The following is a 24,293-nucleotide window of genomic DNA, read 5'->3' on the forward strand; positions in this document are numbered from 1 at the left end:
CTGATCGGTTGATTGGTAAAAATATATTACCAATTTTGAGATATAGCAAGTCTCAACTGTAGAGGTTACACAAGCGTTCATGCAAATACTTGATCACATAGCGCTTTTGGGTCCCTTGGACTGGGCTGCGGCCGGTGCAATTCTTGTTGCGTGGTTCGTGATCAGCTGGATGATCGAGCATCCGTTCGCCAAACGCCCCTCAGTCACGGTCCTGATGTCCGAACGGCGGCGCGACTGGATGAAGGTCTTTGTCACGCGCGATCCGCGCATCTTTGACAGCCAGATACTTTCGAGCTTGCGTCAGGGGACGTCGTTCTTTGCCTCGACCAGCCTTTTGGCGGCGGGTGCCGTGCTTGCCTTGTTGGGAAACACCGAGCCTCTGCGCGGGGTCGCGGCAGAGGTTTCGGATATGGCCGTACCAGTTGTGATCTTTCAGCTGAAGCTGGCCTTTGTCGCAATCTTTCTGACCAATGCTTTCCTCAAATTCGTTTGGGCGAACCGGGTCTTTGGCTATTGCGCGGTGATGATGGCGTCGGTCCCCAATGACCCGACAGATCCCATTGCCTATCCCCGCGCGGCCCAAGCGGCAGAGCTGAACATCCGCGCGGCAATCAATTTTAACCGCGGCCTGCGGGCGATGTACTTTGCCTTGGCCGCACTTGCCTGGCTGTTAGGACCGATCGCTTTGATGATGGCCACCCTCGTCGTGGTCTGGGTCGTCTGGTCACGGGAATTTGCATCGCTGCCGCGCACCATTCTGCTAAAGGAAGAGGTATGAGATACGCACTTGCTTTGGTCATTCTGGCCGCACCCGCTTTCGCCGACAGCCCCGTTGTCGAAAATGTCACTGTGGATGGTGATCGTTTCAGCGTCACGCTGTCCCACCCTGACACCGGTTGGGATGACTATGCCGACGGGTGGGAGGTGTTGGATGCCGATGGCAACAGCCTTGGCATTCGTGTGCTGGCCCATCCGCATGTGAACGAACAGCCCTTCACGCGGTCCCTGTCAGGCGTCATCGTGCCGGAAGGCGCAAAAGTCGTCTATGTCCGTGCGCGTGACAATGTTGGTGGCTGGTCGGACGAGCTCTATGAGGTTGTTTTGCCCGAGTAGTCACGCCGGACATAGCTCTGGCAGGAAAAACCGCTACCCATATTGTTGCCGCATTCATTTGCCATTCACGAGACGGCGATTTGACGAACTGGGCATATATTGAATGGTAGATAGTCAGAAAGACGACGATTGCGTCTCTAAGAAACCTTGGAGTGAGGTGCTCAGCCGCTCGCTTAAGCTCTTTACCTTTAATGCAGCGCGCGAAGGCGGCAAATCATTTGGCCGTATCATCTTTTTCATTCTGTTGGGTCTGATTGTCTTGATGGTGGCCACATACATCATCGATAGCATGACAGGGTGGTTCAGCGGTCTGTTTGATTTCTGGCCGTTCAACCCTGCAGAAGAGGCGGCAGTTACCCCGGACGCTGACCAAGGATGGTGGCCGTGGGCGCGCGATACTGAGGTTGAAACTGTACTCGAGGAAGACGGCACGAAGTGGTACTGCAAGTGGAACCCGCTCTGCTAAAGCGCGCCTCTACTGACCAAGTCTATAGTCCGCAATGACGGGATAGTGGTCCGTCGGCCATTCCCCTTCAAATTTTTGCCTCAGCACAATCGGTTCACCGATCAGTGTCGCCTTGCCAGTATGAGCGATGTGGTCGATTGCTCCAAAAAGATTGATCCCGCGATTGAAATGAAAGGTTGCCCCTTTGACTGGCGCGAAATCCAACCCTGTTTCGGCCAGAATGTTGACGACTTGATCACCCAAGCGGGCGTTCAGATCACCGATCACAAACAGAGTTTCGTTGTCTGCGATCCAGGGTGCAATCCGCTCCGCGACCAATGTGGCTGATTGAATGCGATTTGATCTGCTCGCAAAGTCAGTATGGATGTTGATGACCCGAAAAACCTCGTCAGAGGTCACGTGACGGAACTGGGCCCAAGACGCAAATGCCGGGTAGGATCCATTGAATGTACGTGAGTAAATGACGTCTGGCGTATCCGAGAAAAAGAACCAACCTTGATCGCGTAAGACCAGCCGGTTTGGTCGATAAAGGATTGGTTGGGTTGATGGAAATGCGGCGGGATCACCGACCGCTGCCGCCGCATAGTCGGGATTGTTGGCCAGAAGCCAATCCAGTGTCAGGTTTACCCGGCCGCCACTGCCACGACCGAAACTTTCCATTTCCTGAAATCCGATGACGTCAGCGCCGACGGTCTTGAATGCCTGATCCAGCGGTGTCTTGCGTCGCTCCCAGTCGCCCACCGACCAAGCGCCGGTTTCTTGCCTCAGAATAATGTAATGTACGTTGTAGGTCGCAACCCTTAGCGCCTGTGGTGTTGCCTCTGGTAGCGGCGTATTTCCGGAATTGCGCAGTGTCTGACAGCCAACAAGAGCCACAAGTGTCAAAAGAATGGCACCAAGAACTTTCAATGCAGTCAGCAGCATTGGCTTACCGTCGCCCTTCACGCAGCCACGCGCCAATCATCAGAAGCGATGCGAGCACAAGGAAAGCCCAAGCAGGCAGAAGTGGCGTGATGCTGATGTCGGCAGTTCTAAACGCATCGCGCGGCGTAATCCCAATCCACCCGCGCCCAGCAGCGGGGCGTCCTTCGCGAACGGTGCGGATATCGACCTCACCAGCTGAAATCGGTATGATCCCGCCCCGTGTGCTTTCCACCAAAGGCGCCAGAAGATCACTGCCGGCGATCGTTTGCTCAAACTCGCGCGGGGCTGCAGGGCCAAGTGCGATGACGGCAGTTTCCTCGCCATCTTCGAGCCGGTAGAGGCCTATTTCAGGTGCTTGCCAAAGCGCCTCAAACCGGCCGGGAGAAATTTCTTCAAGGGTCAAGATCGTCTGCGTGCCATCGGGATGTGTGACGGTCACATCACCCGTTTCCTCATCCAGTGTGCGCCGAACGATGCGCATTGTCTGTCCTGTTGGTTCGACCCACAAAGCTTCCTCTTCAAGCTCTGGCTCTTTCATCATCCAATGCGCCAGCCGCCGCAAAAGTTCCAATTGCGGCCCGCCGCCCTCATAGCCCCGATCCCACAGCCACGAATGGTCAGAGGCAAGCAAGGCAACACGGCCTTCTTCGATCCGGTTCAACGTCAGCAGGGGGCGATCATCAAGACCTGACATCACGGTCATGGCCTCTTGCGGTACAAGAACATCAATCAGCCTGAACCAGCGCCCCCATCCGGGGCCTTCGCCGTCGGGGTTTGGCGAGAGCGCATCAAGGCCTTCAGTCACAGGATGGCGTGCGCCGAGATCAGTAATCTGCGGCACGAAGCCTTCTTCAAAAACACGTGCTGTGGGTGCCCCCGGAAGGATGTCCCCCAAGGGAGAGCGATAGATGCTTTCGGCGGATCCATATTCCGGCCCAGAGGAAATCAGAACAGCGCCACCCTGTTCGACATAGGACCTTATGTTGTCGAGGTAGGCACCTGGCAGGATTCCACGACGACGGTAGCGATCAAAGATAATGAGATCGAAGTCATGAATCTTCTCCAGAAACAACTCTCGGGTTGGAAAGGCAATCAGGGAAAGTTCGTTCACTGGAACGCCATCTTGCTTTTCGGGTGGGCGCAGGATGGTGAAATGGACCAGATCAACAGACGAATCTGACTTCAACAAGTTGCGCCAGGTACGTTCGCCGGGATGCGGCTCTCCTGATACCAGCAGGACGCGCAACCGATCACGGACGCCGTTGATCTGCACGACCGCTGCGTTGTTGCGATTGGTCAATTCACCCTCAGCATCGGGAATGGTGAACTGCAGGACATTCATGCCTCCATGGGGAAGCGTCACTGGCAACTGGATGTTTTCTCCAACAGGTATCTGAACGGTGATGGGGGGTTCGCCATCAATCGAGATCGACAGAGGTACAGAGGCTGCGGGTGGCGCGGCCCCTTGATCTTCGACACGAAGCGTCAGGTTGACCTCTTCGCCCAGGATCGCAAAGGCCGGTGCATTTTCGACAACAAGCCGCCGATCCCAATCACCGGGTTGGCCCGTTAACAGGGTATGCAAAGGAGCGGGCAGGCGTGGCGCGCGCTCAATGTCATGCAGGCGGCCGTCCGTGACAAGGATAATCCCGGCAATGCGTGCCTGTGGTTCTTCGGCCAATGCTTGTGACAATGCGGTCATCAACGTGGTGCCGAGATCACCTTCGCCATCGCCAAGCGCAATTTTTCGCAATTCTGTATTGGGCTGTCGGGCCAGCTCTGCCTCGATATTAGCAACAGCCGCAGCGTTCTGAGACGGTCGGTCACTGATGCGCTGGCTGGCACTTTCGTCAACCACCAGCATGACAATATCGGTCAGCGGTTCACGATCTTCCTGCTGGATGCTCGGGTTGGCGATGGCCGCCAACAGCGCGAGCCCGGCGAATCCACGCAGCCACCAACCGGGTAGCCGTCGCCACACGGCAAGTATCAGCGCCAACAGTGCCAGGCCCGCGACACCATAGAGCAACGCGGTTGGAATCAGCGGATCAAGGATAAGGGTTCCGGTCATGTTACTGCCCCAACCTGTCCAGCAGATCAGGGACATGGACCTGATCAGACTTATAGTTGCCGGTCAGGACGTGCATGATCACATTGACACCAAAGCGCAGGGCGATCTCGCGCTGGCGTTCACCAGACATGCCGCGTCCAACCGGGAACATCCGCCGCCCGTTCCCATCAACCGCCCATGCGCGCGCCCAGTCGTTGCCGCCGATGATCACCGGCGTGACACCGTCGTTCAGGTTGCGGAACGGCATGCCTTCGATCCGCTCCGCCGTAATCGGGGCTGCTTCAACCCAGACGTCGCGACTTGCATAGCGCCCGGGAAAATCCTGCAAAAGATAGAATGTCCGGGTCAAAACATGGTCGGGCGGGATACGTTCGATACCCGGAATATCCAACGATCGCGCAATCGCCTGAAGGCGCTGACCTTCGGGGGAGCCAGAACCGAACCGCGCACTGTCCGCGTCGCGCGTGTCAAACATGATCATGCCACCGCTGCGTAGATAGCGGTTCAGCTTTGCGTAGGCTTCGCGGCTTGGCAGCTGCTGGTCAGCTGTGATCGGCCAATAGAGGAACGGAAAGAAAGCCAGCTCATCGGTCTCGATATTCACGCCAATGGGTGCGGCAGGTTCGATCGATGTGCGCCGGAAGAGGGTCTGCGACAAGCCCAAAAGCCCGACTTCTGCTATTTCATCCGTTTCTGCGTCACCTGTCAGGACGTGACCCAAGACAACCTCTGATGTGGCGCGCAGGGCGAAGTCCTCCACCGATTGCGCTTGTGCTTCTGGTGTCCAAAGGAACAGGAGTGCTACGACAGCTGCGACATCAGCACGCGGGCCACGCAATCGACCGCCGATCGCCAATGAGGCAATGACATCTATCAACAATAGCAAGACCGTGGCACTCAGGAGCCAGCCTTTCAATGCTGTTTCCCGCACGACGGCCATGCCTTCGATCGCGATGCGCGCTGGCCATTGCGCAACATTCAGGACCGTCTCATCATCAATGACGTTGATCGCAATTTGCCGATCTTCAGCGGCATATAGACCTGGCAGGAGTTCGGGGCTGGGGGTCCCGTCAGCCAATGTCTCACCTGCCACACCCGGCAGGGCCGTGCCATCTTGCAGTCGGCCGTAGGCATCGAGCACTTTGTTCGGCAACCATGTAGTGCCCGCAAGCTCTGTCTCATCAGGATCGGACGGTCGGGTCGACACAGCCAGTCTTTCAAGCATCTGCACAAAAAGACCTGATAGCGGCAGACTGGACCACTCTGCATTCGCGGTAACGTGCACTAACACAACTTGGCCTTCTTCAATAAAATTGCGGGTCACCAGTGGTGTGCCATCCGTCAATTGGGCAATCACCCGGTCGGCCAACGTGGGATCAGGTTGCGCCATCACTTGGCTGGTCACGGTCACATCATCGGGTACTGGCAACCCAAAGAAGGGACTGTCTTCGGCGAAAGGCGCTAGGGTTTTTGGTTCGCCCCAGCTCATCGCTCCACCCACAGAACGTCCGCCAGAGCGCAGGCGCACGGGCAAAAGTGGGTCGACTTCGTTGCGGCCCTGATCAGAAGCCGCCAGTCGAGGGCCCGCGAAACGCAGCAACATGCCACCGTTTTCGACCCACTGCAGCACCGCTTCGGCCTCCGTTCCGGCCAAATTTGCGACATCTGCCAGAATGATCACGTCGGGGTTTGCAAGTAAGATATCATCGAGCGTCCCGTCGATGATGTCGGCTGTCGGCTCAAGGGCTTCGCGCAGGTAATAGAGCGGTGAAAGCAGTTCTAGTCCTTCGCGGTCATCCCGCCCGGCGATGAGCGCAACTTCGCGGCGCTTCAGTGCGTCATCGGTAAGGCTCACAGCACCGGCGGACCGGGTGCCGGTAACCTCAAACCGGGTGATCCGATTGCGTAACTCTGGCGGCAACACCATCGCCGTTTCGGACACAGGTTCACCCGGTGCAAAATTTAATGGAACTGTCGCTAGTTGCCGCTCTACGCCCGCAGGGTCCAGCCCAATGGCTGTGATTGTGGTTTCCAAAGGGTTGCCAATAGGGGAGCGAGTCGCAGATACGATCACTTCGCCATTCTCAAACCGCGCTGGACGCAGACCAACAGTTTGGCGCGGCGTCTGAAAAACAGTGACCGAACCGCGGTTTTCCAAGGTCGCGAGCAGGTCTTCCCGACCGTCCCAATCCAGACCATCGGATACCCAGTAGGTTTCAAAATCCCCGCTGGTCTGAACGAACCAATCGACGACATCGGTTGGTTGCCAAGGCTGCGGTTGAATACTGGGTAAGCGGTTTTGCCAGTCATTGGGGGACGCGAACGGCAATGCGTCCACCGGTAAGTCGTTCAGGTTAATTACGGCCGCCCGCCGGTCTGCTAGCGCTGCTTCGGTTAAGAGCGTATCCACCCGGTCGATCCGCGCCTGCCAACTTGCCGCACCGGCCCAAGAGCCATCCATCAAAATGACCAGATCGCCGGTTCCCTCTCGTGCATTTTGCGGATTTAGTACCGGACCAGCAAAGCCGATGATCGCCGCAGCGACCGCAAGGATGCGAAGTAGCAAGAGCCACCATGGTGTACGGTCAGTTTGGCTTTCGTCGTCGGTGAGCCCCAGCAAAAGGGCGACGCCGGGAAAGCGGCGTCTGATCGGGGCAGGTGGCACAGCGCGCAACAAGATCCACAGGATCGGCAATGCGATGAGACCGAGCAGCAACCAAGGGGCTGCGAAACCTATGGGACCAATGGACCACATCAGCGATGGTGCTCCATCGCGCCATAAAGCCACAACAGGGCGTTCGTCGCACTTTCGCCCGTGTGATGGGTCTGGAATTGCCAACCTGTAATCTGGGCCAGATGCTGCAGCCGATCTTTGCGTTCTGCCAATCGGTCCAGATAGCGGTTTTTCAGATCCCCGGCTTTGAGTGTTTCGTGCCGCAAGGCGCCAGACATGCTTTCGAAGATCGTGCGTCCGTTGAAGGGGAATACTTCTTCTTGTGGGTCAAGAACCTGTAACAATGCGCCACCGACACCACGATCAGCAGCACGCAACAACGCCTGTTCCACTGGTTTGATGTCTCCCAGAAAATCACTGATGAATAGCGCGCGGGAATGGGGCAACATGCCTTGAGCCTCTGGCGCGCCGTAGTCTGTGTCATCCTCTTGGGACAAAAGTTGCGCCATTTGCATCAATTGCGCTTCGCCGCGGCGCGGCGACAGCCGCAAACCAGTCAAGCCGACACGTTCACCACCGCGAATAAGCAGGATGGCAGCGGCCAACCCGAGGGTGCGTGCGCTTTGAGCTTTCGATGGCAAGTTTTCGTCAGAGCAAAAAGACATTGAAGCCGCTTGATCCACCCAAAGGATGATCGACTGTGCTATCTGCCACTCTTTGTCTTGCACGAAATTCGCATCTGATCGGGCAGAACGTCGCCAATCTATGCTACGCGCTTCGTCATGCGGTTGCGCCGGGCGGTATTGCCAAAACGTGTCACCCGTGCCGGCCCTTCTACGCCCGTGGTCACCCAGCAAAACAGCAGACGCCAAATGCTCTGCCTCCGCAAGAAGCGGTGGCAGCGGGGCGGCGAGCGCCTCGGCCTGTGATCTAAGGGTGAGGGGGGCGGTCATGCGGCGGCGGCCACCGTTGTGATTTGGTCAGCAACGGTGTTGATGACGTGGTGGATGCTTTCGCCGCGTGCGCGTGCAGCAAACGACAGGGCCATCCGGTGCTCAAGCACCGGAACGGACATCGCGCGCACGTCTTCGGCAGAAGGTGCCAATCGCCCCTCTAGCAGTGCTTGCGCACGGACCGTGAGCATCAATGCTTGCGCCGCGCGGGGTCCCGGACCCCAGCTGACATTCTGGCGAATGATATCTGGTGCGTTTTCATCGTCAGGACGGCAAGCGCGCACCAGATCAAGGATCATTTCAACGATGTTGTCGCCAACTGGCATGCGTCGCAGCAGGGTTTGCGCGTCCAGCAGTTCTTGTGCGGTAAAGACCGCTTGCGATTGCGCCTCTTCCACGCCGGTTGTCGCGATCAGGATGTCTTTCTCTGTCTCGCGGGTCGGGTAGGGGACGTCGATCTGAACAAGGAAACGATCCAGCTGCGCTTCGGGTAGTGGATAGGTGCCTTCCTGCTCAATCGGGTTTTGCGTGGCAAGTACATGGAACGGCACACCAAGCGGGCGGTGTTCGCCGGCGATCGTCACCTCTCTTTCCTGCATCGCTTGAAGAAGCGCGGATTGGGTTCTTGGTGACGCGCGGTTAATTTCGTCGGCCATCAGCAGCTGGCAAAATATCGGCCCTTCGATAAAGCGGAAACTGCGGGATCCATCGTTGGTTGTCTCTAACACTTCTGAGCCCAAAATGTCCGCAGGCATCAGGTCAGGCGTAAACTGGATACGGTTGCCATCAAGGCCCATCACCGTCGACAGCGTATCAACAAGCCGGGTCTTTCCAAGACCGGGCAGGCCAATCAATACGGCATGACCGCCACAGATCAACGCGGTCAGGGTCAGGTCCACAACGCGTGGCTGGCCGATAAACCGGGCCGAGATGCTGGTGCGGGCTTCGCCCAGCTTTGCACCCAGATTTTCAATTTGGGCGACAAGATCGGCATCGTTGGCCATGACATTCCTCCGGTTGAACTATATCTTTCATAACAACAGATAATCTCATCTCACCCAATGGCAAAAACAATGACCACACAAAAGATTGTGACCCCCTCCGCAGAAAGCCTCGCCGATAGCGCCCGTGCCGCCCAAAAAGGCGGTTTGCCACCTGTGCATCTGTGGAATCCACCCCATTGCGGGGACATTGACATGCGGATCGCGCGGGACGGGACTTGGTTTTATATGGGCACGCCGATTGGACGCGCAGAACTGGTGAAACTTTTTTCTACGATTCTCCGTCGGGATGGCGAGGACTATGTCTTGGTCACCCCAGTTGAGAAGGTTGGGATTAAGGTAGATGATGCGCCGTTCGTGGCGGTCGATTTTAATCCCTTAGGCGATGGGTTGGAGTTTGAAACAAATGTTGGTGATCGGATGATTGCTGGTCCTGATCATCCGATACGCGTTGTACGCGATGCTGAAACGGGTGAGCCATCGCCTTATGTGCTGGTACGGGCAAACCTTGACGCCTTGATTGATCGCAAGTCGTTTTACCGGTTGGTAGAGATCGGGGAGCATGCAGACCATGACGGTGAAAGCTGGTTCGGCGTGCGATCACAAGGTGTTTTCTTTCCTATTATTCCGTCGTCCGAACTGGACTAAAGGCGCAATCGCGGCAATGAATATGCCCGAGGGGGACATTGACATGCCGAAAGACTATCAGCTGAAGCCTGAGCACCTGATACAAAATGAGGACGCGCTTCGAGCGCTGTTTCCCGCGACCCATGCGCTTGCCGCGGTCAAATGCCTGAAGCATCTGGATAGACACTGCCGTGACTTTATTGCGCGGGCACCTTTTCTATGCATCGGCACGCAAACGTCAGAAGGTGCGGCGGATGTCAGTCCGCGTGGGGATCCGCCGGGTTTTGTGACGATCCTTGATGACCGGACCCTGTTGATCCCAGACCGCCCGGGCAACAATCGGCTTGATACGCAAGCCAATGTCTTGGCGCATCCGTCGGTTGGCTTGCTCTTCATGATCCCCGGTTTTGACGAAACTTTGCGGATCAATGGCACAGCCTACATCACCCGTGACCCGGAACTTTTAGCGATGACCAAGGTACAGGGTCGGACCTCAACGACTGCAATCGTTGTTCGGATAGATGAGGCGTTCTTGCACTGTGCCAAAGCATTTCGCCGTTCAAAACTCTGGGATCCGACCCAGCATCAGGACCGCAAGGAAATGCCGTCACTCATGAATATGATGTTGGACCAGACGACCGGCGCGCCTGAAGATCCCGAAGACATGAAGGCACTCGATGATAAGCTGGAAGATGGATATCGCACCTCGATGTACTAGGGCGCTGGCCCGCTGAGTAAGGAGGCCATCAGTGCCAAAATTCTGCGCTAATCTCACATGGCTTTTTACTGAACTTCCGTTCATTGAGAGGTTTGCCGCTGCGAAGGAGGCAGGCTTTGACGCCGTCGAGGTGTTGTTTCCATATGACGTGAATGCGCAGGACATCGTGAATGAGTTGGGTCGATACGACCTTCAAATGGTCCTTATCAACTGTCCACCACCCAACTACACGGGCGGCGACCAAGGTTTCGCCGCAGTGCCCGGTTTGGAAGAGCGTTTCAAAAAGGACTTTATGCGCGCGTTGCGGTACGCGCGGACCTTGGGTGCGCAGCATTTGCACATTATGTCTGGTGTTGCTGAAGGACCCGAAGCCAAAGCGACATTCATCAATAATCTGCGCTGGGCTGCCGCTGAGGTCCCCCAGCAAAGCCTGACAATCGAGCCGATCAACAACGAGACAATGCCGGGCTATTTCCTGAACGACTTTGATCTGGGTCGCGAGATTGTCACCGCAATTGATGCGCCGAACCTAAAGCTCCAGTTCGATACATTTCACGCGGCCAAGATCACCGGCAATGTGACAGGCACCTGGGCCAGAATGTGCGATATCACGGCGCATGTCCAAGTCGCCCAGATGCCTGATCGGGGAGAGCCGGATCAGGGTGAAATCGACTACCCCGCCTTCTTTGCCGATCTGGAGACGCAAGGATATCGCGGGTGGGTTGCCGGTGAATACAAGCCGCGCAAGACCACAGAAGACGGCTTAGCCTGGATCTCGGGCACTTAGTGACACCTCCTGAAAACATGCTGACATAACGCTGTCAGGAGGGGTATGATTAAAGATGTTCATCAACCTCAATCAAGGAGATGAAACATGGCCGATCGTACAATTATGGCTTGGGGCGAAATTCCGGTGACTGATTTGGAAAAATCAGTTGCCTTCTACAACGAAGTTTTTGGCTATCAGATGAAGATTGACAATTCTGGTCCAAATCCGATGGCTGTCTTGGGCACACTTGAGAACGTTGCGGGTGCGCATCTCTATCCCGGTAAGCCAGCACCAGATGGCGGCAATACCATCCATTTGGCTATTGAGGACACTCTCGAGGCCGGTATGGAACGTGTGAAAAAGGCAGGCGGCGAAGTCGTGAGCCCCCCAATCGGTATCCCAGCCGGGCGCTTTGTATATGTAAAGGACCTTGATGGTAACTCGATTGGGCTGTTTGAGGCGGCGGCCTGAATGCGTCGCGCTGATCGCCTCTTTCAGATCCTGCAGTATCTGCGGGGCGGTCGGCTGACGACGGCAGCACAACTTGCCCAAAAGCTGGAGGTCACGCCGCGGACCATCTACCGCGACGTGGCCCATCTCATCGGTTCTGGCGTGCCTATCGAGGGCGAGGCCGGGGTTGGGTATCTGATGCGCGACGGCTATGACTTGCCGCCGCTGATGTTCACCCATGATGAGATTGTCGCGCTCGTTTCTGGCGCACGAATTTTGCAGACATGGGGCGGCACCAATATGGCGGCTGCGGCGCAAGAGGCGTTGGTGAAAATCGACGCGGTTTTACCGGAGGGTGCAAGGCAGAAGGTTGGTCAGGTCAATGTGCATGCGATGGGCGGCAGTGACCTACAGGGCCATTGGCGTGACTATCTTGACCGGTTTGAGGCTGCATCAGAGGCGCACGTGCGCTTACAGATGAACTACGCCGACGAAATGGGACGACAAACGACGCGTGTTGTGCGCCCGCTGGGCGTTTGGTTCTGGGGTAAGGTCTGGACAGCGATATGTTGGTGCGAGCTACGCGAAGGGTTTCGCATGTTTCGTTTGGACCGGGTTTCAGACTTAAACGAGCTGGACCGCTATCGGCCCATCAAAGGTCAGACTTTGCGCGAATTCTATGAAACAGAGGCCTACCGTCGCTAGGGTCCAAATTCTCGCCCACGGAAATGTTTGTGGTACGTTTAAGACGATGATCTATTCTCTCCGTACGCGAAACAGGGATTGATGCATTGCTGATCAAACGACGTACATTTGTATCAGGCACGCTTGCAACCCTAGCAACACCGATGTTGGCCCAGATGAACCTTTGGGATGGCGTTGCCAGTACGGCACGCAGTCTGGATCAATGCCACGCCTTGATGATCCGCCAGTCGGGGCGCACGGTGCTGTCTGAGGTCTTTCGCGGGCCGGCGCTCAGCCGTGCGGTTCCGATCAAGTCAGTGTCGAAGACAATTGTTGCCGCGCTGACCGGCGCGGCCCTTGATCGGGGAGAGTTGCCGTCGATCAACGCAACACTGGATCAGGTCGCGCCGGGTCTAATCCCAGCGGGGGCGGATCCGAGAACTGGTCAGATCACGATCGAGAACCTCGTGACGATGCAGGCTGGTCTGGAACGCACGTCTGGTGGGAATTATGGCGAATGGGTCAGCAGTAACAACTGGGTTGCCAACGCGCTTGGCCGTCCTTTTGTGGCCGAACCGGGATCGCGCATGCTTTATTCGACCGGCTCGTTTCACATCCTAGGTGCCGTTTTGGCGGAAGTGTCCGGGCAATCGTTGCTGACACTCGCGCGGCGGCGATTGGGGGACCCGCTGGGGTTTGACGTGCCTGCATGGACACGCGACCCTCAAGGCCGGTATCTGGGCGGGAATGAAATGGCGCTGACACTGGACGCGATGGTGCGCTTTGGTGAAATGTATCGCAAGGATGGCATGTCGGGCGACCAACGCGTGCTGAATGCCGATTGGATTTCGCGATCATTTCAGCCACGCACGCGGTCTGTTTTCTCAGGTCTGGGCTATGGGTATGGCTGGTTTCTGGGGGAGGGCGCAGGCATTCGGTATGCTTTGGCGCGCGGATATGGCGGACAGATTATTTGCGTTGCCCCAGACGCCAAAATGACGCTAGCGATCACCTCTGATCCGACAAGACCGGCGCGCAGCGGCGGTTATTTTGGTGATCTGCAGCGATTGATCGAAAGACAGGTTTTGCCCGTGGCAAAACAGCAAATTGGATAGGCTGGCGCGATCAATAGACTGCCGATCTTACCGACCAACGAAAAGCTGACGCAGGTCACCACCACGCGCGTCAGCCATTGATCTTGGCGTTTCATTAAATTCGGACAACGCATTCGGGTCAGCACCGGCGTTCAAAAGGAGGACTATGATCTCTACATTCTCTTTACGCACCGCGATATGCAGTGGCGTTTCAGACATGTCACCGACAGCATTCACATTCGCGCCTGCCGCGATCAGACATTTGATGCCAAAGTTATTACCACGCCACATCAGCACATGGAGTGCGGTATCCCCGTCCGCATCAGCGCTATCGATCTCGACAACTGCCTGACCCATTTGCGCGGGAAAAAGCGTGTCCGAGCAAGAGGCAAGGATTTCAGATAGGGATTGTCGGGTTTTGTTTTTTTGGACATTCAGATCTCGTTGGTTTCACCCACCCTATGACGAACATAGGGCAGGTGAAAGTCGCACCCGTCAGCGTGACAGGCTTTGTGCCAGCCGCATCAATTGCACGGCTTCGGTGCGGTAGCCGAAATTGTCCGCGCCGCGGTTGGCATTGGCGAGCGAGATTGCGTCGTCATATCCCCAGTCGCCAAGATATTGCGGATTGCGAAGCAACTGTCCGAACCCAGCAATCGCGGCTGCAAAGTTCGCCTCGGTGCCGGGAATGCTGCTGCCGACAACAGGTGTTTCAATCAGCTGGCTGACGGTGTCGCCGGGCGCTTTGTAGCGCAATTTGAGGAAGCCGAGCTCGCCTGACGTGGCAGCCACGGCGTTTGGCGCATACCGCAGCGGATCGCTCAGCTGTGCGGGACTACCCACCGGGGTCACTTCATAGATCGCCGTGACAGAGTGGCCGGCACCTAATTCGCCAGCATCCACCGCATCATTGTTGAAATCTTCACGGGCCAAGGCGCGGGTTTCATAGCCGATCAGGCGGTATTCAGCGATCTGTGCTGGGTTAAATTCAACCTGCACCTTAACGTCGCCCGCGATCGGGAAGAGTGCCCCGGAGAGTTGATCCACCAGCACCTTTTGCGCCTCAGAGAGTGTGTCAATGTAAGCGGCTGTGCCGTTTCCGTTTTGCGCAAGGGCCTGCATCGTCGCATCGTCAAGATTACCGCGCCCGAAGCCAAGGACGCTGAGATAAGTTCCTGTATCGCGCTTGTTCGCGATAAAGTCCTTCAACGCATCGGGGTCATTGATGCCTACGTTGAAATCGCCGTCCGTGGCAAGGATCACGCGGTTGACTTCACCGTCTGTGCGCATGGCGTCCGCTACGTTGTACGCCTGTTCAAGCCCACCTTGACCATTGGTGGACCCGCCTGCACCCAAAGACTGGATCGCTTGCAGGATGGTTGTCCGCTCCGCGGCTGCGGTCGGGGCAAGGACTTGGCCCGCGCTGCCCGCATACTCAACGATGGCCACTTCATCCTCGGGGCGCAGCTGGTCCAGCATCAGACGGAAGGATTGCTTGAGCAGTGGCAGTTTTGTGGGGTCATCCATTGATCCGGAAGTGTCGATCAGGAAAACAAGGTTCAGCGGTGGCCTGTCGTCCAATGCGGGCATCTGACCTTGCAGGGCGATGTGGACGAGTTGCGTGTCGGTATTCCAGGGGGTCTGAAAGGTCGTCACCGTCGGGCGGAAAGGGGCCTCGCCCGCGTCAGGTGCGGGATAGTCGTAGGGGAAGTAGTTGATCAGCTCTTCAACCCGCACCGATTGGGCAGGCGGTAGCTGGCCGCGCGACAGTGATGAGCGCACGACGCTGTAGCTGGCGGTGTCCTCGTCGATAGAGAAGGTCGAGACCGGGGTCTCGGACGTGATTTGTAGCGGGTTTGTGTTCGCGTTGGCGAAAGTTTCGGTGTTTTGTTGTGGGATTATTACCGGTGATGGTTCCGCGACACGTGAGCGGACAGGTGCCGACAAAGATGGTGCGGGAGCAACGGATTCAACAGTCGAGGGCATCGCTTGCATCACATCATCACTTTCGGACGCGACGGATGAATCCGCACTCAACTCGGCTACGACACCGCCTTGGTCGAGCGTTTCGAACTGCTGTTGTGGACGGGTGTTATTCGCCGGAGCGCGTGGTGAAGGTGACATGTCCGCAATAGCCGATTCCTGATCAGGAACAATCAGCGGTTCCTGTATCTTCTGACCAAAAGAAGGCCGAAGCGGTTCCTGCGTGATGATGTCAGAACTCAAATCGCCTTCCATTACGGGCCCGCGCTCAATCCGCGGTGCTTCAACCACCCCATCAAACTCCGTCATCGTGATCTGCGGGGGCGATGGTGGGCGCAGCAAATCCTGCCCTTGCGGGGTCATCACCAGAAATCCGCAAGCGACAAGTGCGGTGGTCGCGGTCAGCCCGCCTTTGGTGGTTATTGTATTCAGCATGGTCTTCACTCCTGTCCAGAGGCCCTTTGGCCCGGTTACAGCAGTGGGACGCGCGGCATCGCGCGATCCTTGGAGCGCGTCAAAATTTTTCTGTGCGAGCCGCAAATTCTCGGCCCGCCGCGCCGCATCGGGACGCGGGGTTGCATCGTCCATCATGGCTTTTAGGTCGTCGAGGTCGTCATTCATAGTGCGTCCTCCTTTTCTTTGATCGCACGCAGCGTTTTCTTGGCTTCCGAGATACGCCAACTGATCGTGCCCTCCGACACACCCAACACTTCGGCGGCCTGCGCGTGGGTCATGTCATCGAGGACGAGCGCCAACGTGTCGCGCAAATCGTCATTGAGTTGTCGCATCGCGGCGGTCAGCCAATCCAATTGGTCATATGTATCTTTGATTGCGGCGGTGCGGTTAGTTTCCCAGTCTCCCCAACCTTCGGATGCCTTTGCGTAGGTTGCGCGTTTACGCCTTCGGTCGTGTGCAGCGTTAACCGCCACGCGGTAGAGCCAGGTCGTGACCTTTGCACGGCCTTGATAGCTGCCCAGTTTGGCTGGCAAGGCCGCACAGATGTCCTGCGTCAGATCCTCGGCTTCGGCCCGCGCCCCCGTCAGGCGAAAGCAAAACGCAAAGAGCCTGTCATAGTGCCGGTCAAGCAGGCTGGCAAAGGCCGCCCCGTCACCGGAAGCAGCCGCTGTTGCAAGATCTTCGTCGCTTGTCATCATGCGCATCACGGTGGTTGGACGTAAGTCAGACGTCAATCCTTGGCATCGCTAGCGGATTTTTTAGCAAGACGCCCGTTTTTCAACTCTTTTGCGGTATGAAAGCCTTTTGTTGAAGGGTTTTTCTTATGCACATCAAATCACGGCGCCCCAAATTTGGATGTCTGCCCTCTAAACACTGGTTCGTGCCCGAAGCGGGGCTGGCATGCGAAAGATGGCGGTTTTGCCGCAACCCCGCCGAACCAAGGGTTTCCCGGTCAAATTCCGGTTGCAAACCCCTACAGGACAAGAAGAACGCAGCGTTGTCATCGCGATTGACTATCCTCAGGGGCAGGAAGGTCTATCTATTAAACCGGGCACGTCCTTTTATCCGCAAACATTTTAGTCATCAATTAGTGGCCTCTAAATGTGCCTCAAAAGCGCGCGTTAACGTCCCGCGGTCATTGGGTCCGACCAAACGGCGTGTCAGGCTTCCCTGGCCGTCAAAGAACAGCAAAGTACTGTGTCCCGCGCCATAGCGGGATGCAAAGTCCAGACCATTGTCGGACTTGATGTCGGCGACGCGGTAGACCAAATCGGGTGCATCAACCTCTTTCAGTGCCGCGCGGACCTCGCGCTGAAGCGCAATGCAGGTCTGGCATTGCGTATCGTGCACTTGCACGATGGTTGGCTGACCTTGCCCGACCGCTGCCAAGTCACGCTCAGCCATCGACGCTTGCACAGTGCGTGCACCCCAAAAACCGATCCCACCAAACAAAATTGCGGTGCCGCCGATCGTGCCAACCAATGACATGAACGACCTGCGGCTCTTTGGCGCTGGCGTAGTGGCGGATGCCGCCTTTCGCTTTGGTTTCGCTGGACGGCCCTTCTTGCCTGATTTTTTCAATTGCCGCCCCTTATGTCGTGTATCCTTTGCCAATACATCAAGTCGGAATGATCAGCCTTCACATTGTCTTGAAGTGCGACCTCAAACACTCGTGCAGATGTATTTCATTTCCAGATAGTCCTCGATCCCGTGGCTTGATCCTTCGCGGCCCAGCCCGGATTGCTTGATCCCACCAAAAGGTGCCACTTCGGTTGAGATAATGCCGGTGTTTACCCCAACGATCCCATATTCCAACGCCTCCGCGACCTTTGTAACGCGCGACAGGTCTTTTGCGTAGAAATAGGACGCCAATCCAAAGATCGTGTCATTGGCTTGTGCAATCACATCGTCCTCGTCCTCAAACTTAAAGAGCGGCGCAAAGGGGCCAAAGGTCTCATCTGTGCTGACCAGCATATCCTTGGTTGCATTGGTGACGATGGTGGGCTCAAAGAATTGACCGCCCAGATCATGTGGCTTGCCACCCGTGAGGATTTCGGCCCCCTTCGTCAACGCATCAGCAAGGTGGCTTTGCACTTTGTCGACGGCCTTGGGTTCGATCAATGGTCCGAGCGTCGTGCCTTCGGCCATCCCGTCGCCCACAGACAATGCTTCAACGGCATCCTTAAACTTCGCCGCAAAGGCATCATAAACGCCCGACTGCACATAGATCCGGTTGGCACAGACGCAGGTTTGCCCGTTGTTGCGAAATTTGCAGGCGATCGCCCCCACGACGGCATCATCCAGATCAGCGTCATCAAAGACGATAAAGGGCGCGTTGCCGCCCAACTCCATCGAGCATTTCATGACCTGGTCGGCGGCTTGCGCTAACAAGATACGCCCGACTTGTGTGGAGCCAGTGAAGGTCAGTTTCCGCACGGTTTCATTTTCGCAGAACTCTTTACCGATCGCTGATGCATCCGAAGAGGTCACGACCGAGAACAGTCCCGCAGGTACGCCCGCTTCCTCAGCAAGCTTGGCCATGGCCAAGGCCGACAGTGGTGTCAGCTCTGACGGTTTGATAATAAAAGCGCAACCTGCCGCAAATGCGGGTGCGACTTTGCGCGCGATCATCGCGTTAGGGAAGTTCCAAGGTGTGATGCCGGCGGCCACCCCGATGGGTTGTTTGATCACTGTGATCCGTTTGTTGGCCATGTGCCCCGGAATGGTTTCACCATATATCCGCTTTGCTTCTTCGGCGAACCACTCAACAAAAGATGCCCCATAGGCTATCTCGCCACGGGCTTCGGCCAGCGGTTTGCCTTGTTCGGCGGTCATAATGATCGCAAGGTCTTCCTGATTGGCCATCATCAGGTCAAACCATTTGCGCAGTACGGCTGTGCGTTCCTTCGCCGCCAAGGCGGCCCAAGGTTTTTGCGCCTCTTTAGCAGCCGCAATGGCATCTGCAACTTCTGCCCGTGTCAGGTCAGGAACATTTGCGATCACGTCACCGCGTGCGGGATTGGTCACCGTGAAAGTCTTGCCGCTTGTGGCTTGCACCCATTTCCCGGCCAGGAACGCATCTTCACAGACCAGATCGGGACGCGAGAGCATTGATTTGAGGTTGGTGGTGTCGTCAAGCATGGTAGCCTCCCTTAGATTTGCGCGCCATCTGACCTAAGCTAGGGATTGACGTAAAGGGGGAATGACATGGATTTGGATGATGCGTACGCAAATGCGGCCTATATTCCAAATGCCGACGCCTATCCTGATAAATGGGCGCGTGCGGCGGCGGCCTTTCGCGGCGCCACCCTCTGCGAGCTTGATCTGACTTACGGGGAAGGTTCGCGCACGCGGCTTGATCTGTTTCACCCACCGCGCTTGGCGAGGGGCTTGGTTGTTTTTGTGCACGGCGGCTACTGGTTGCGATTTGACAAATCTTTCTGGTCGCATTTGGCTGCCGGACCTTTGGCGCATGGTTGGGCCGTCGCGATGCCATCCTATGACTTGTGTCCGGACGTACGTATCAGCGGGATCGGGCGGCAGGTCGCAGCCGCGATTGCGCTGGCTGCCGATCGGGTGCCCGGCCCATTGCGACTTGTGGGCCATTCGGCTGGTGGGCAATTGGTGGCGCGGATGACGGCGCGGCGCGTTGGGCTACGCTGGCAGGATCGATTGGAAAACGTCGTGCCGATCTCTCCAGTGGCGGATCTTGCGCCTTTGATGCAGACATCAATGAATGCAGATCTGAAGATCGACACGACAGAAGTGCAGACCGAGAGCCCCATTCACCTGCCGCGCCCGCACGTGCCGGTGACCGTTTGGGTTGGGGCGAATGAGCGCCCGGCGTTCTTGGAGCAAGCCAAGGTTCTGGTGAATGCATGGGGATGCGATGGGGTGGTCGAGGACGGGCATGACCACTTCAGTGTCGTGGAGGGCCTGGCAAACCCGGACAGTGCACTAACGCGGGCAGTGCTGGCCTAGGGCTGCCGGTACTTGGTTTGACGTCCGGGGCTGTATTGCCCCTGTAGACCTACACCAATTCTCAACATATGGTAGTTTCAATGCAAAGAAGCGCAGAATCGCGCACTAAGGGATGGTATCGAAAAATGGGTGTTTCACGCTTTTTGATGATGGTGGTTGCAACTGGTGCGCTGGTGGCATGCGAACGGGTCGGTGACGACTCAGGTGTGACCGACGGTGGCATTGATGGCGGCTTTCTACGAGATGGCGTTGCGAATGTGTGGGTTGATCCTGATGGGTGCCAGCATTGGTATATTGATGACGGCTTGGAAGGGTTCATGACACCACGCCTGAACCGTGATGGCACGCCAAAATGTCAGGATACGCGCGGCAGCATTACGCTGAAAGACGGCACGACGATGGCGTCTGAACAGGAACCCACAAATTCCTGAGTATATCTGGGCCCGTGACTTTCAAGATTTTGAAAAAGCGTCGTTTTTCGACGCTTTTCGTTTTGCGACCTACCGAATAGGATCGAATTGCGCGTCTTGCATGCTGCAATCCCTGACAACATCACGGCCACAGTCACGCAGTTCCAGATCACGCGTCATACAAATCCGCGCCTCCTGAATGTAGCCAGATTTGCAGGTAATGGTGATCTGATCAGCTTCGAGGCCCGGGTTGTCGCGCAAAAACGCGTCTTCGATCAGGGAGGCTGGTAAAGTAACTGCACGCGTCAGGTCGCGCAACACTTGGGGTCTTGTGATCCGGGCGTATGCTTCGCGGGACAGGGCGTAGTAGTCATCCGCGGACAGGCCTGAACAAACCCCATGTTTGCGCCACTGATGCCAGGCCAAACCTGACGTTCCCATAATGTCGGCCATCGCGGCGGTCTCTCTCCTGCTAGGTGAGCGTTCGCTTGTGGTGCAATCTGCGGGGTAGCCGCGTTCATACTGCGGCCATAAACCGTGAAGTATCCAGCCAAAATCCGCCGACGGATCGCATTGCGGCGAAGCGCGGGCGTCCCCTTCGAGCGCGCACCAGTTCGCCGACCATGACAGCGACATCACGTAGTAGTCGAACTCGCCAGCGCGGTCCTGCGCGGCCGCTTGGGTCGCAATGATGCTAAACAGTGCAAGTATGACCCGCTTTTTGATCTTTCCAATTTTCATATGCGCCACTATATACACGCCAAGTTCCTCGACAATGCGAACCCGGCTGTTAACACAGTCTGCCCAACTTAAGGGCGCGGGAGAGGCTTGTCTGTTGATATGATGGAGATGAGAAGTATGTCCGATAAACCGATTATGGCCAAAGCCACCGCTGTTTGGCTTTGCGACAATACCACGCTGACCTTTAAGCAGATCGCAGACTTCTGCGGTTTTCATGAATTGGAAGTACAAGGTATCGCCGATGGTGATGTGGCCACCGGCGTAAAGGGCTTTGACCCGATTGCAAACAACCAGCTGACCCAAGAAGAGATTGACAAAGCCGAAGCGAGCCCGACCCACAAACTGAAGCTGAAATTCTATGCGGCTGCTGCGGGCGAGGAAAAACGCCGTGGCCCCCGGTATACGCCCCTGTCCAAGCGTCAGGACCGCCCTGCATCAATCTATTGGTTGGTCAAGTTCCACCCCGAATTGACCGATGGTCAGATTTCCAAGCTTGTTGGCACGACCAAGCCTACCATTCAGGCGATCCGTGAGCGAACACACTGGAACATCAACAACATCGAACCGATTGATCCGGTGGCCTTGGGCCTGTGCAAACAGTCTGAATTGGATTCAGCTGTGCAAAAGGCGAACGCCAAGAAAGAAAAAGAAGGCGCGGTCATGTCTGACGATGAGCGTCGCAAACTGGTAAGCACTGAGCAGTCTCTCGGGATGCCTGTTGAGCCGAAGATGCCGGCGGCGATGGTGGGACTGGAAACATTCAGCCTGTCTGATCCACGCGATGAAGACGGCGAAGAAGAAGCGGCGGATGATCGCGATGTTGCAGATGCTGATAGTTTCTTCAATTTGCCGGATGATGACGACGACAGCAAAGACTAGTGTTTGATGCGTTAAGGATACTGGGCGCTCCGGCTTCGGGGCGCTCTTTTCGTTCAGGCCGGCTTTCGAGCTACGACGAAACGCGTGGAACGATTCTTGCCAAAGTAACCAGTCTCAACAACTTCATACCCTGACTGTCGAAAAGCGCGCTCCAGCTCGTCAGCGCTGAAAAGCAGAACATGCGGTGCCTTGCCGAAGAACGTCATGATCTTGACCATGATGGGAATGAAGACATTCATGTCTCGCAAGCACGCCGTCTTTGATATGACATAGCCGCCCGGCGTTAGCTGTTTGTACAAATGCATCAAGGTCTCTGGCAGATCATCGACCAAGTGTAGAATGCTGAAAGCACAGATGGCATCAAAGGGTGCATCAGCAAGCAGCTGTGTGACCTCAGACTTCAGAAACCTTACATTGGCGATAGATTTGTCGTCGCGTTTGCGTTCAGCGATCTCCAGCATCTTACCGGAGATATCAGTTGCCGTGATCTGTCGGACGGTGTCTGACAGGGTCAGCGCGGTCGTCCCGGTCCCGCAACCGATTTCGAGCATGTGGTTATCGTGGTGCAGATAGAGGCGCGCGCGATCCAGCGTATCCTCATAGGCCTGCATGTCCTTGATGGGCGATGCCGCGTATTTTTTCGCGGCTTTGTCCCAAAACGAAGAATTGGCCATCATCCAGCGCACCTTGATTGTGTTTTTATCAGTGTATCCATACGTTCACTGCGTATAAATTGCCAAAATATACAGGTCAGATATACATAAACGCATGAACTGGCAGGCCGTTTCTTTTGACTGGAACCAAGTCCGGGCGTTTCTTGCGACCGCCGAGGAAGGCTCTCTCAGCGCAGCGGCGCGTGCATTGGGATCAACACAACCGACTTTGGGGCGGCAGGTTTCGGCCCTTGAAGATGATCTTGGGGTCACACTTTTTGAACGGGCCGGCCGGTCCCTTGTTATCACAACCGCGGGTCAGGATTTGCTTGAACATGTGCAGGCCATGGGGGACGCGGCAAGCAGGATTTCTATGGCGGCATCAGGTCAGTCGCAGGATGTGGCTGGACATGTATCGGTGACGGCGAGCGATTTGCTGGCTGCTGGGTTTTTGCCTCAGATCCTCAAGAAAATTCGCCAAGAGGCACCGGGTATTGTCGTTGATATTGTAGCATCGAACCGGATCGAAGATTTGACGCGGCGCGACGCTGACATTGCGATCCGGCATATTCGTCCTGACCAGCCCGACTTGATCGCGCGCCAGCTAACTGACGCGCAGGCGGGTTACTATGCGGCCACAGAATATCTTGATTTGCACGGGCGCCCCCGCACCGCTGCGGAGCTACGACAGCATACGTTTGTAGGGCCTCGCGACACGACCCAAATGCTTCAATTCTTGGCGGAGCGGGGGATCGATTTGTCACCCGATCAGTTCAAGGCCAAGTCCGACAGCGGCATTGTGATGTGGGAGATGATGCGTGCTGGTCTAGGAGTGATGGTTGGCCCCAACGGGCTTTGGCCCGACACGCGCGGGGTCGAGCGCATTATGACCGATGCAGAGCCGATTGTGTTTCCCGTCTGGCTTGCCACGCACCGCGAACTGCGCACCAGCCGGCGCATTCGGACTGTCTTTGATGCGCTTGCGGCGGCGTTCACAGGCCCCGGCGGTATGTCCGCTACGCTGAACGAAGCCTAAAGCGCCTTGCGCGCATTCAATGCAGCCGTGATTGTGCCATCGTCAAGATAGTCAAGCTCACCGCCGACGGGCACGCCTTGTGCCAGTGACGTGACCGTGACGCCGGGGAGCTGATCTGCGATGTAATGTGCTGTGGTTTGCCCATCTATTGTGGCGCCCAGCGCAAGAATGACCTCGGTCACGTTCTCGGCCTTGATCCGGTCGATCAGTTTGGGAATGCGCAATTCATCGGGACCAATGGCATCCAGCGCGGACAGCGTGCCCCCAAGCACATGATAGCGCCCTTTGAACACCTGTGCGCGTTCCATCGCCCAAAGATCTGCAACGTCTTCGACGACTGCAATCTGGCCCGTCGCGCGTTTTTCGGTGCTGCAGATGTCGCAGATATCGGTCGTGCAGACGTTGCCGCAGTTCAGGCATTCGCGCACCGTCGCACCAACCCGCTGCATTGCATCAGCTAGTGGCAATAAGACAAGCGAACGTTTTTTGATAAGATGCAACACGGCACGGCGGGCGGACCGTGGGCCAAGACCCGGCAGTTTGGCCATCAGTGCAATCAGGTTATCTAGGTCTTCAGTGCCGTTTGTCATGTTGCTCACAGTGTGGCGAA

At 56.5% G+C, this 24,293-nt stretch carries 26 protein-coding genes; 13 read left to right on the forward strand and 13 right to left on the reverse strand.

All coding sequences use genetic code 11. The annotated features are described in order from the left end of the window. Window positions 1-79 precede the first annotated feature (79 nt). The 3 genes from ACZ1G5_RS12845 to ACZ1G5_RS12855 all read left to right on the forward strand — a co-directional run bounded on the left by ACZ1G5_RS12845 (window position 80) and on the right by ACZ1G5_RS12855 (window position 1,579). The gene (locus ACZ1G5_RS12845) at window positions 80-778 is read left to right on the forward strand and encodes a DUF599 domain-containing protein (protein WP_472733216.1); all 699 of its coding nucleotides are present in this window, start codon (window positions 80-82) and stop codon (window positions 776-778) included. Then, window positions 775-1,113, forward strand: coding sequence for a hypothetical protein (locus ACZ1G5_RS12850; protein ID WP_472733217.1), 339 nt, complete (start codon window positions 775-777; stop codon window positions 1,111-1,113). The genes ACZ1G5_RS12845 and ACZ1G5_RS12850 overlap by 4 nt, the downstream gene beginning before the upstream one ends. Before the next feature lie 103 nt (window positions 1,114-1,216). Beyond that, window positions 1,217-1,579 carry a hypothetical protein gene (locus tag ACZ1G5_RS12855; protein WP_472733218.1) on the forward strand — a complete coding sequence of 121 codons (363 nt, stop codon included), beginning with the start codon at window positions 1,217-1,219 and terminating at the stop codon, window positions 1,577-1,579. Window positions 1,580-1,588: 9 nt separating this feature from the next. Here the strand turns inward: ACZ1G5_RS12855 and ACZ1G5_RS12860 are convergent, their stop codons facing one another. The 5 genes from ACZ1G5_RS12860 to ACZ1G5_RS12880 are packed head-to-tail and all read right to left on the reverse strand — an operon-like array spanning window position 1,589 to window position 9,205. Further along, window positions 1,589-2,503, reverse strand: coding sequence for an endonuclease/exonuclease/phosphatase family protein (locus ACZ1G5_RS12860; RefSeq protein ID WP_472733219.1), 915 nt, complete (start codon window positions 2,501-2,503; stop codon window positions 1,589-1,591). A 4-nt stretch (window positions 2,504-2,507) separates the two neighbouring features. Then, window positions 2,508-4,574 carry a hypothetical protein gene (locus tag ACZ1G5_RS12865; protein WP_472733220.1) on the reverse strand — a complete coding sequence of 689 codons (2,067 nt, stop codon included), beginning with the start codon at window positions 4,572-4,574 and terminating at the stop codon, window positions 2,508-2,510. A 1-nt stretch (window position 4,575) separates the two neighbouring features. Continuing rightward, on the reverse strand, window positions 4,576-7,329 hold the full coding sequence (locus ACZ1G5_RS12870; RefSeq protein ID WP_472733221.1) for a DUF4159 domain-containing protein: 2,754 nt from the start codon (window positions 7,327-7,329) through the stop codon (window positions 4,576-4,578). Next, entirely contained in the window at window positions 7,329-8,201 is an 873-nt protein-coding gene (locus tag ACZ1G5_RS12875; RefSeq protein ID WP_472733222.1) for a DUF58 domain-containing protein, read from the reverse strand. Before ACZ1G5_RS12875 ends, ACZ1G5_RS12870 begins: the two co-directional genes overlap by 1 nt. After that, window positions 8,198-9,205 carry an AAA family ATPase gene (locus ACZ1G5_RS12880; protein WP_472733223.1) on the reverse strand — a complete coding sequence of 336 codons (1,008 nt, stop codon included), beginning with the start codon at window positions 9,203-9,205 and terminating at the stop codon, window positions 8,198-8,200. The genes ACZ1G5_RS12875 and ACZ1G5_RS12880 overlap by 4 nt, the downstream gene beginning before the upstream one ends. Before the next feature lie 69 nt (window positions 9,206-9,274). Here ACZ1G5_RS12880 and ACZ1G5_RS12885 point away from each other — a divergent pair, with 69 nt between their 5' ends. The 6 genes from ACZ1G5_RS12885 (at window position 9,275) to ACZ1G5_RS12910 (ending at window position 13,565) form a co-directional block, all read left to right on the forward strand. Further along, window positions 9,275-9,850 carry a DUF1285 domain-containing protein gene (locus tag ACZ1G5_RS12885; protein WP_472733224.1) on the forward strand — a complete coding sequence of 192 codons (576 nt, stop codon included), beginning with the start codon at window positions 9,275-9,277 and terminating at the stop codon, window positions 9,848-9,850. A 43-nt stretch (window positions 9,851-9,893) separates the two neighbouring features. Next, window positions 9,894-10,547: a pyridoxamine 5'-phosphate oxidase family protein gene (locus tag ACZ1G5_RS12890; RefSeq protein ID WP_472733225.1), complete on the forward strand. Its 654-nt coding sequence runs from the start codon at window positions 9,894-9,896 to the stop codon at window positions 10,545-10,547. Between the two features lie 31 nt (window positions 10,548-10,578). Next, the gene (locus tag ACZ1G5_RS12895; protein ID WP_472733226.1) at window positions 10,579-11,334 is read left to right on the forward strand and encodes a hydroxypyruvate isomerase family protein; all 756 of its coding nucleotides are present in this window, start codon (window positions 10,579-10,581) and stop codon (window positions 11,332-11,334) included. Between the two features lie 87 nt (window positions 11,335-11,421). Beyond that, window positions 11,422-11,787: a VOC family protein gene (locus ACZ1G5_RS12900; RefSeq protein WP_472733227.1), complete on the forward strand. Its 366-nt coding sequence runs from the start codon at window positions 11,422-11,424 to the stop codon at window positions 11,785-11,787. After that, the gene (locus ACZ1G5_RS12905) at window positions 11,788-12,471 is read left to right on the forward strand and encodes a helix-turn-helix transcriptional regulator (RefSeq protein ID WP_472733228.1); all 684 of its coding nucleotides are present in this window, start codon (window positions 11,788-11,790) and stop codon (window positions 12,469-12,471) included. Between the two features lie 143 nt (window positions 12,472-12,614). Next, entirely contained in the window at window positions 12,615-13,565 is a 951-nt protein-coding gene (locus tag ACZ1G5_RS12910; RefSeq protein ID WP_472733229.1) for a serine hydrolase domain-containing protein, read from the forward strand. A gap of 27 nt (window positions 13,566-13,592) precedes the next feature. Here the strand turns inward: ACZ1G5_RS12910 and ACZ1G5_RS12915 are convergent, their stop codons facing one another. The 5 genes from ACZ1G5_RS12915 to ACZ1G5_RS12935 all read right to left on the reverse strand — a co-directional run bounded on the left by ACZ1G5_RS12915 (window position 13,593) and on the right by ACZ1G5_RS12935 (window position 19,124). Next, window positions 13,593-13,901, reverse strand: a complete 309-nt coding sequence (locus ACZ1G5_RS12915; protein ID WP_472733230.1) for an ankyrin repeat domain-containing protein — start codon at window positions 13,899-13,901, stop codon at window positions 13,593-13,595. A 138-nt stretch (window positions 13,902-14,039) separates the two neighbouring features. Further along, window positions 14,040-16,148, reverse strand: a complete 2,109-nt coding sequence (locus ACZ1G5_RS12920) for a vWA domain-containing protein (protein WP_472733231.1) — start codon at window positions 16,146-16,148, stop codon at window positions 14,040-14,042. Further along, window positions 16,145-16,681, reverse strand: coding sequence for an RNA polymerase sigma factor (locus ACZ1G5_RS12925; protein WP_472734331.1), 537 nt, complete (start codon window positions 16,679-16,681; stop codon window positions 16,145-16,147). Before ACZ1G5_RS12925 ends, ACZ1G5_RS12920 begins: the two co-directional genes overlap by 4 nt. 385 nt (window positions 16,682-17,066) lie before the next feature. Then, on the reverse strand, window positions 17,067-17,564 hold the full coding sequence (locus tag ACZ1G5_RS12930; protein ID WP_472733232.1) for a hypothetical protein: 498 nt from the start codon (window positions 17,562-17,564) through the stop codon (window positions 17,067-17,069). An 81-nt stretch (window positions 17,565-17,645) separates the two neighbouring features. Then, window positions 17,646-19,124: an NAD-dependent succinate-semialdehyde dehydrogenase gene (locus ACZ1G5_RS12935; RefSeq protein ID WP_472733233.1), complete on the reverse strand. Its 1,479-nt coding sequence runs from the start codon at window positions 19,122-19,124 to the stop codon at window positions 17,646-17,648. A 66-nt stretch (window positions 19,125-19,190) separates the two neighbouring features. Between ACZ1G5_RS12935 and ACZ1G5_RS12940 the strand changes: the two genes are divergently transcribed. Next, window positions 19,191-19,964 carry an alpha/beta hydrolase gene (locus tag ACZ1G5_RS12940; protein ID WP_472733234.1) on the forward strand — a complete coding sequence of 258 codons (774 nt, stop codon included), beginning with the start codon at window positions 19,191-19,193 and terminating at the stop codon, window positions 19,962-19,964. Between the two features lie 146 nt (window positions 19,965-20,110). Next, window positions 20,111-20,395: a hypothetical protein gene (locus ACZ1G5_RS12945; protein WP_472733235.1), complete on the forward strand. Its 285-nt coding sequence runs from the start codon at window positions 20,111-20,113 to the stop codon at window positions 20,393-20,395. 69 nt (window positions 20,396-20,464) lie between these two features. Here ACZ1G5_RS12945 and ACZ1G5_RS12950 read toward each other — a convergent pair whose 3' ends face one another. Further along, window positions 20,465-21,115: a ribonuclease T2 family protein gene (locus tag ACZ1G5_RS12950; protein WP_472733236.1), complete on the reverse strand. Its 651-nt coding sequence runs from the start codon at window positions 21,113-21,115 to the stop codon at window positions 20,465-20,467. 117 nt (window positions 21,116-21,232) lie between these two features. On the opposite strand from ACZ1G5_RS12950, the gene ACZ1G5_RS12955 reads away from it, so the two are divergent. Next, the gene (locus tag ACZ1G5_RS12955; protein WP_472733237.1) at window positions 21,233-21,994 is read left to right on the forward strand and encodes a DUF1013 domain-containing protein; all 762 of its coding nucleotides are present in this window, start codon (window positions 21,233-21,235) and stop codon (window positions 21,992-21,994) included. Between the two features lie 53 nt (window positions 21,995-22,047). Here the strand turns inward: ACZ1G5_RS12955 and ACZ1G5_RS12960 are convergent, their stop codons facing one another. Beyond that, entirely contained in the window at window positions 22,048-22,671 is a 624-nt protein-coding gene (locus tag ACZ1G5_RS12960) for a class I SAM-dependent methyltransferase (RefSeq protein WP_472733238.1), read from the reverse strand. Window positions 22,672-22,762: 91 nt separating this feature from the next. On the opposite strand from ACZ1G5_RS12960, the gene ACZ1G5_RS12965 reads away from it, so the two are divergent. Next, window positions 22,763-23,683, forward strand: a complete 921-nt coding sequence (locus tag ACZ1G5_RS12965) for a LysR family transcriptional regulator (protein ID WP_472733239.1) — start codon at window positions 22,763-22,765, stop codon at window positions 23,681-23,683. On the opposite strand, the gene recR is transcribed toward ACZ1G5_RS12965, so the two are convergent. Further along, entirely contained in the window at window positions 23,680-24,273 is a 594-nt protein-coding gene (gene recR, locus ACZ1G5_RS12970) for a recombination mediator RecR (RefSeq protein WP_472733240.1), read from the reverse strand. The genes ACZ1G5_RS12965 and recR overlap by 4 nt on opposite strands. Window positions 24,274-24,293: the final 20 nt, after the last annotated feature.

The organism is Yoonia sp. JB2-21, assembly GCF_055693545.1.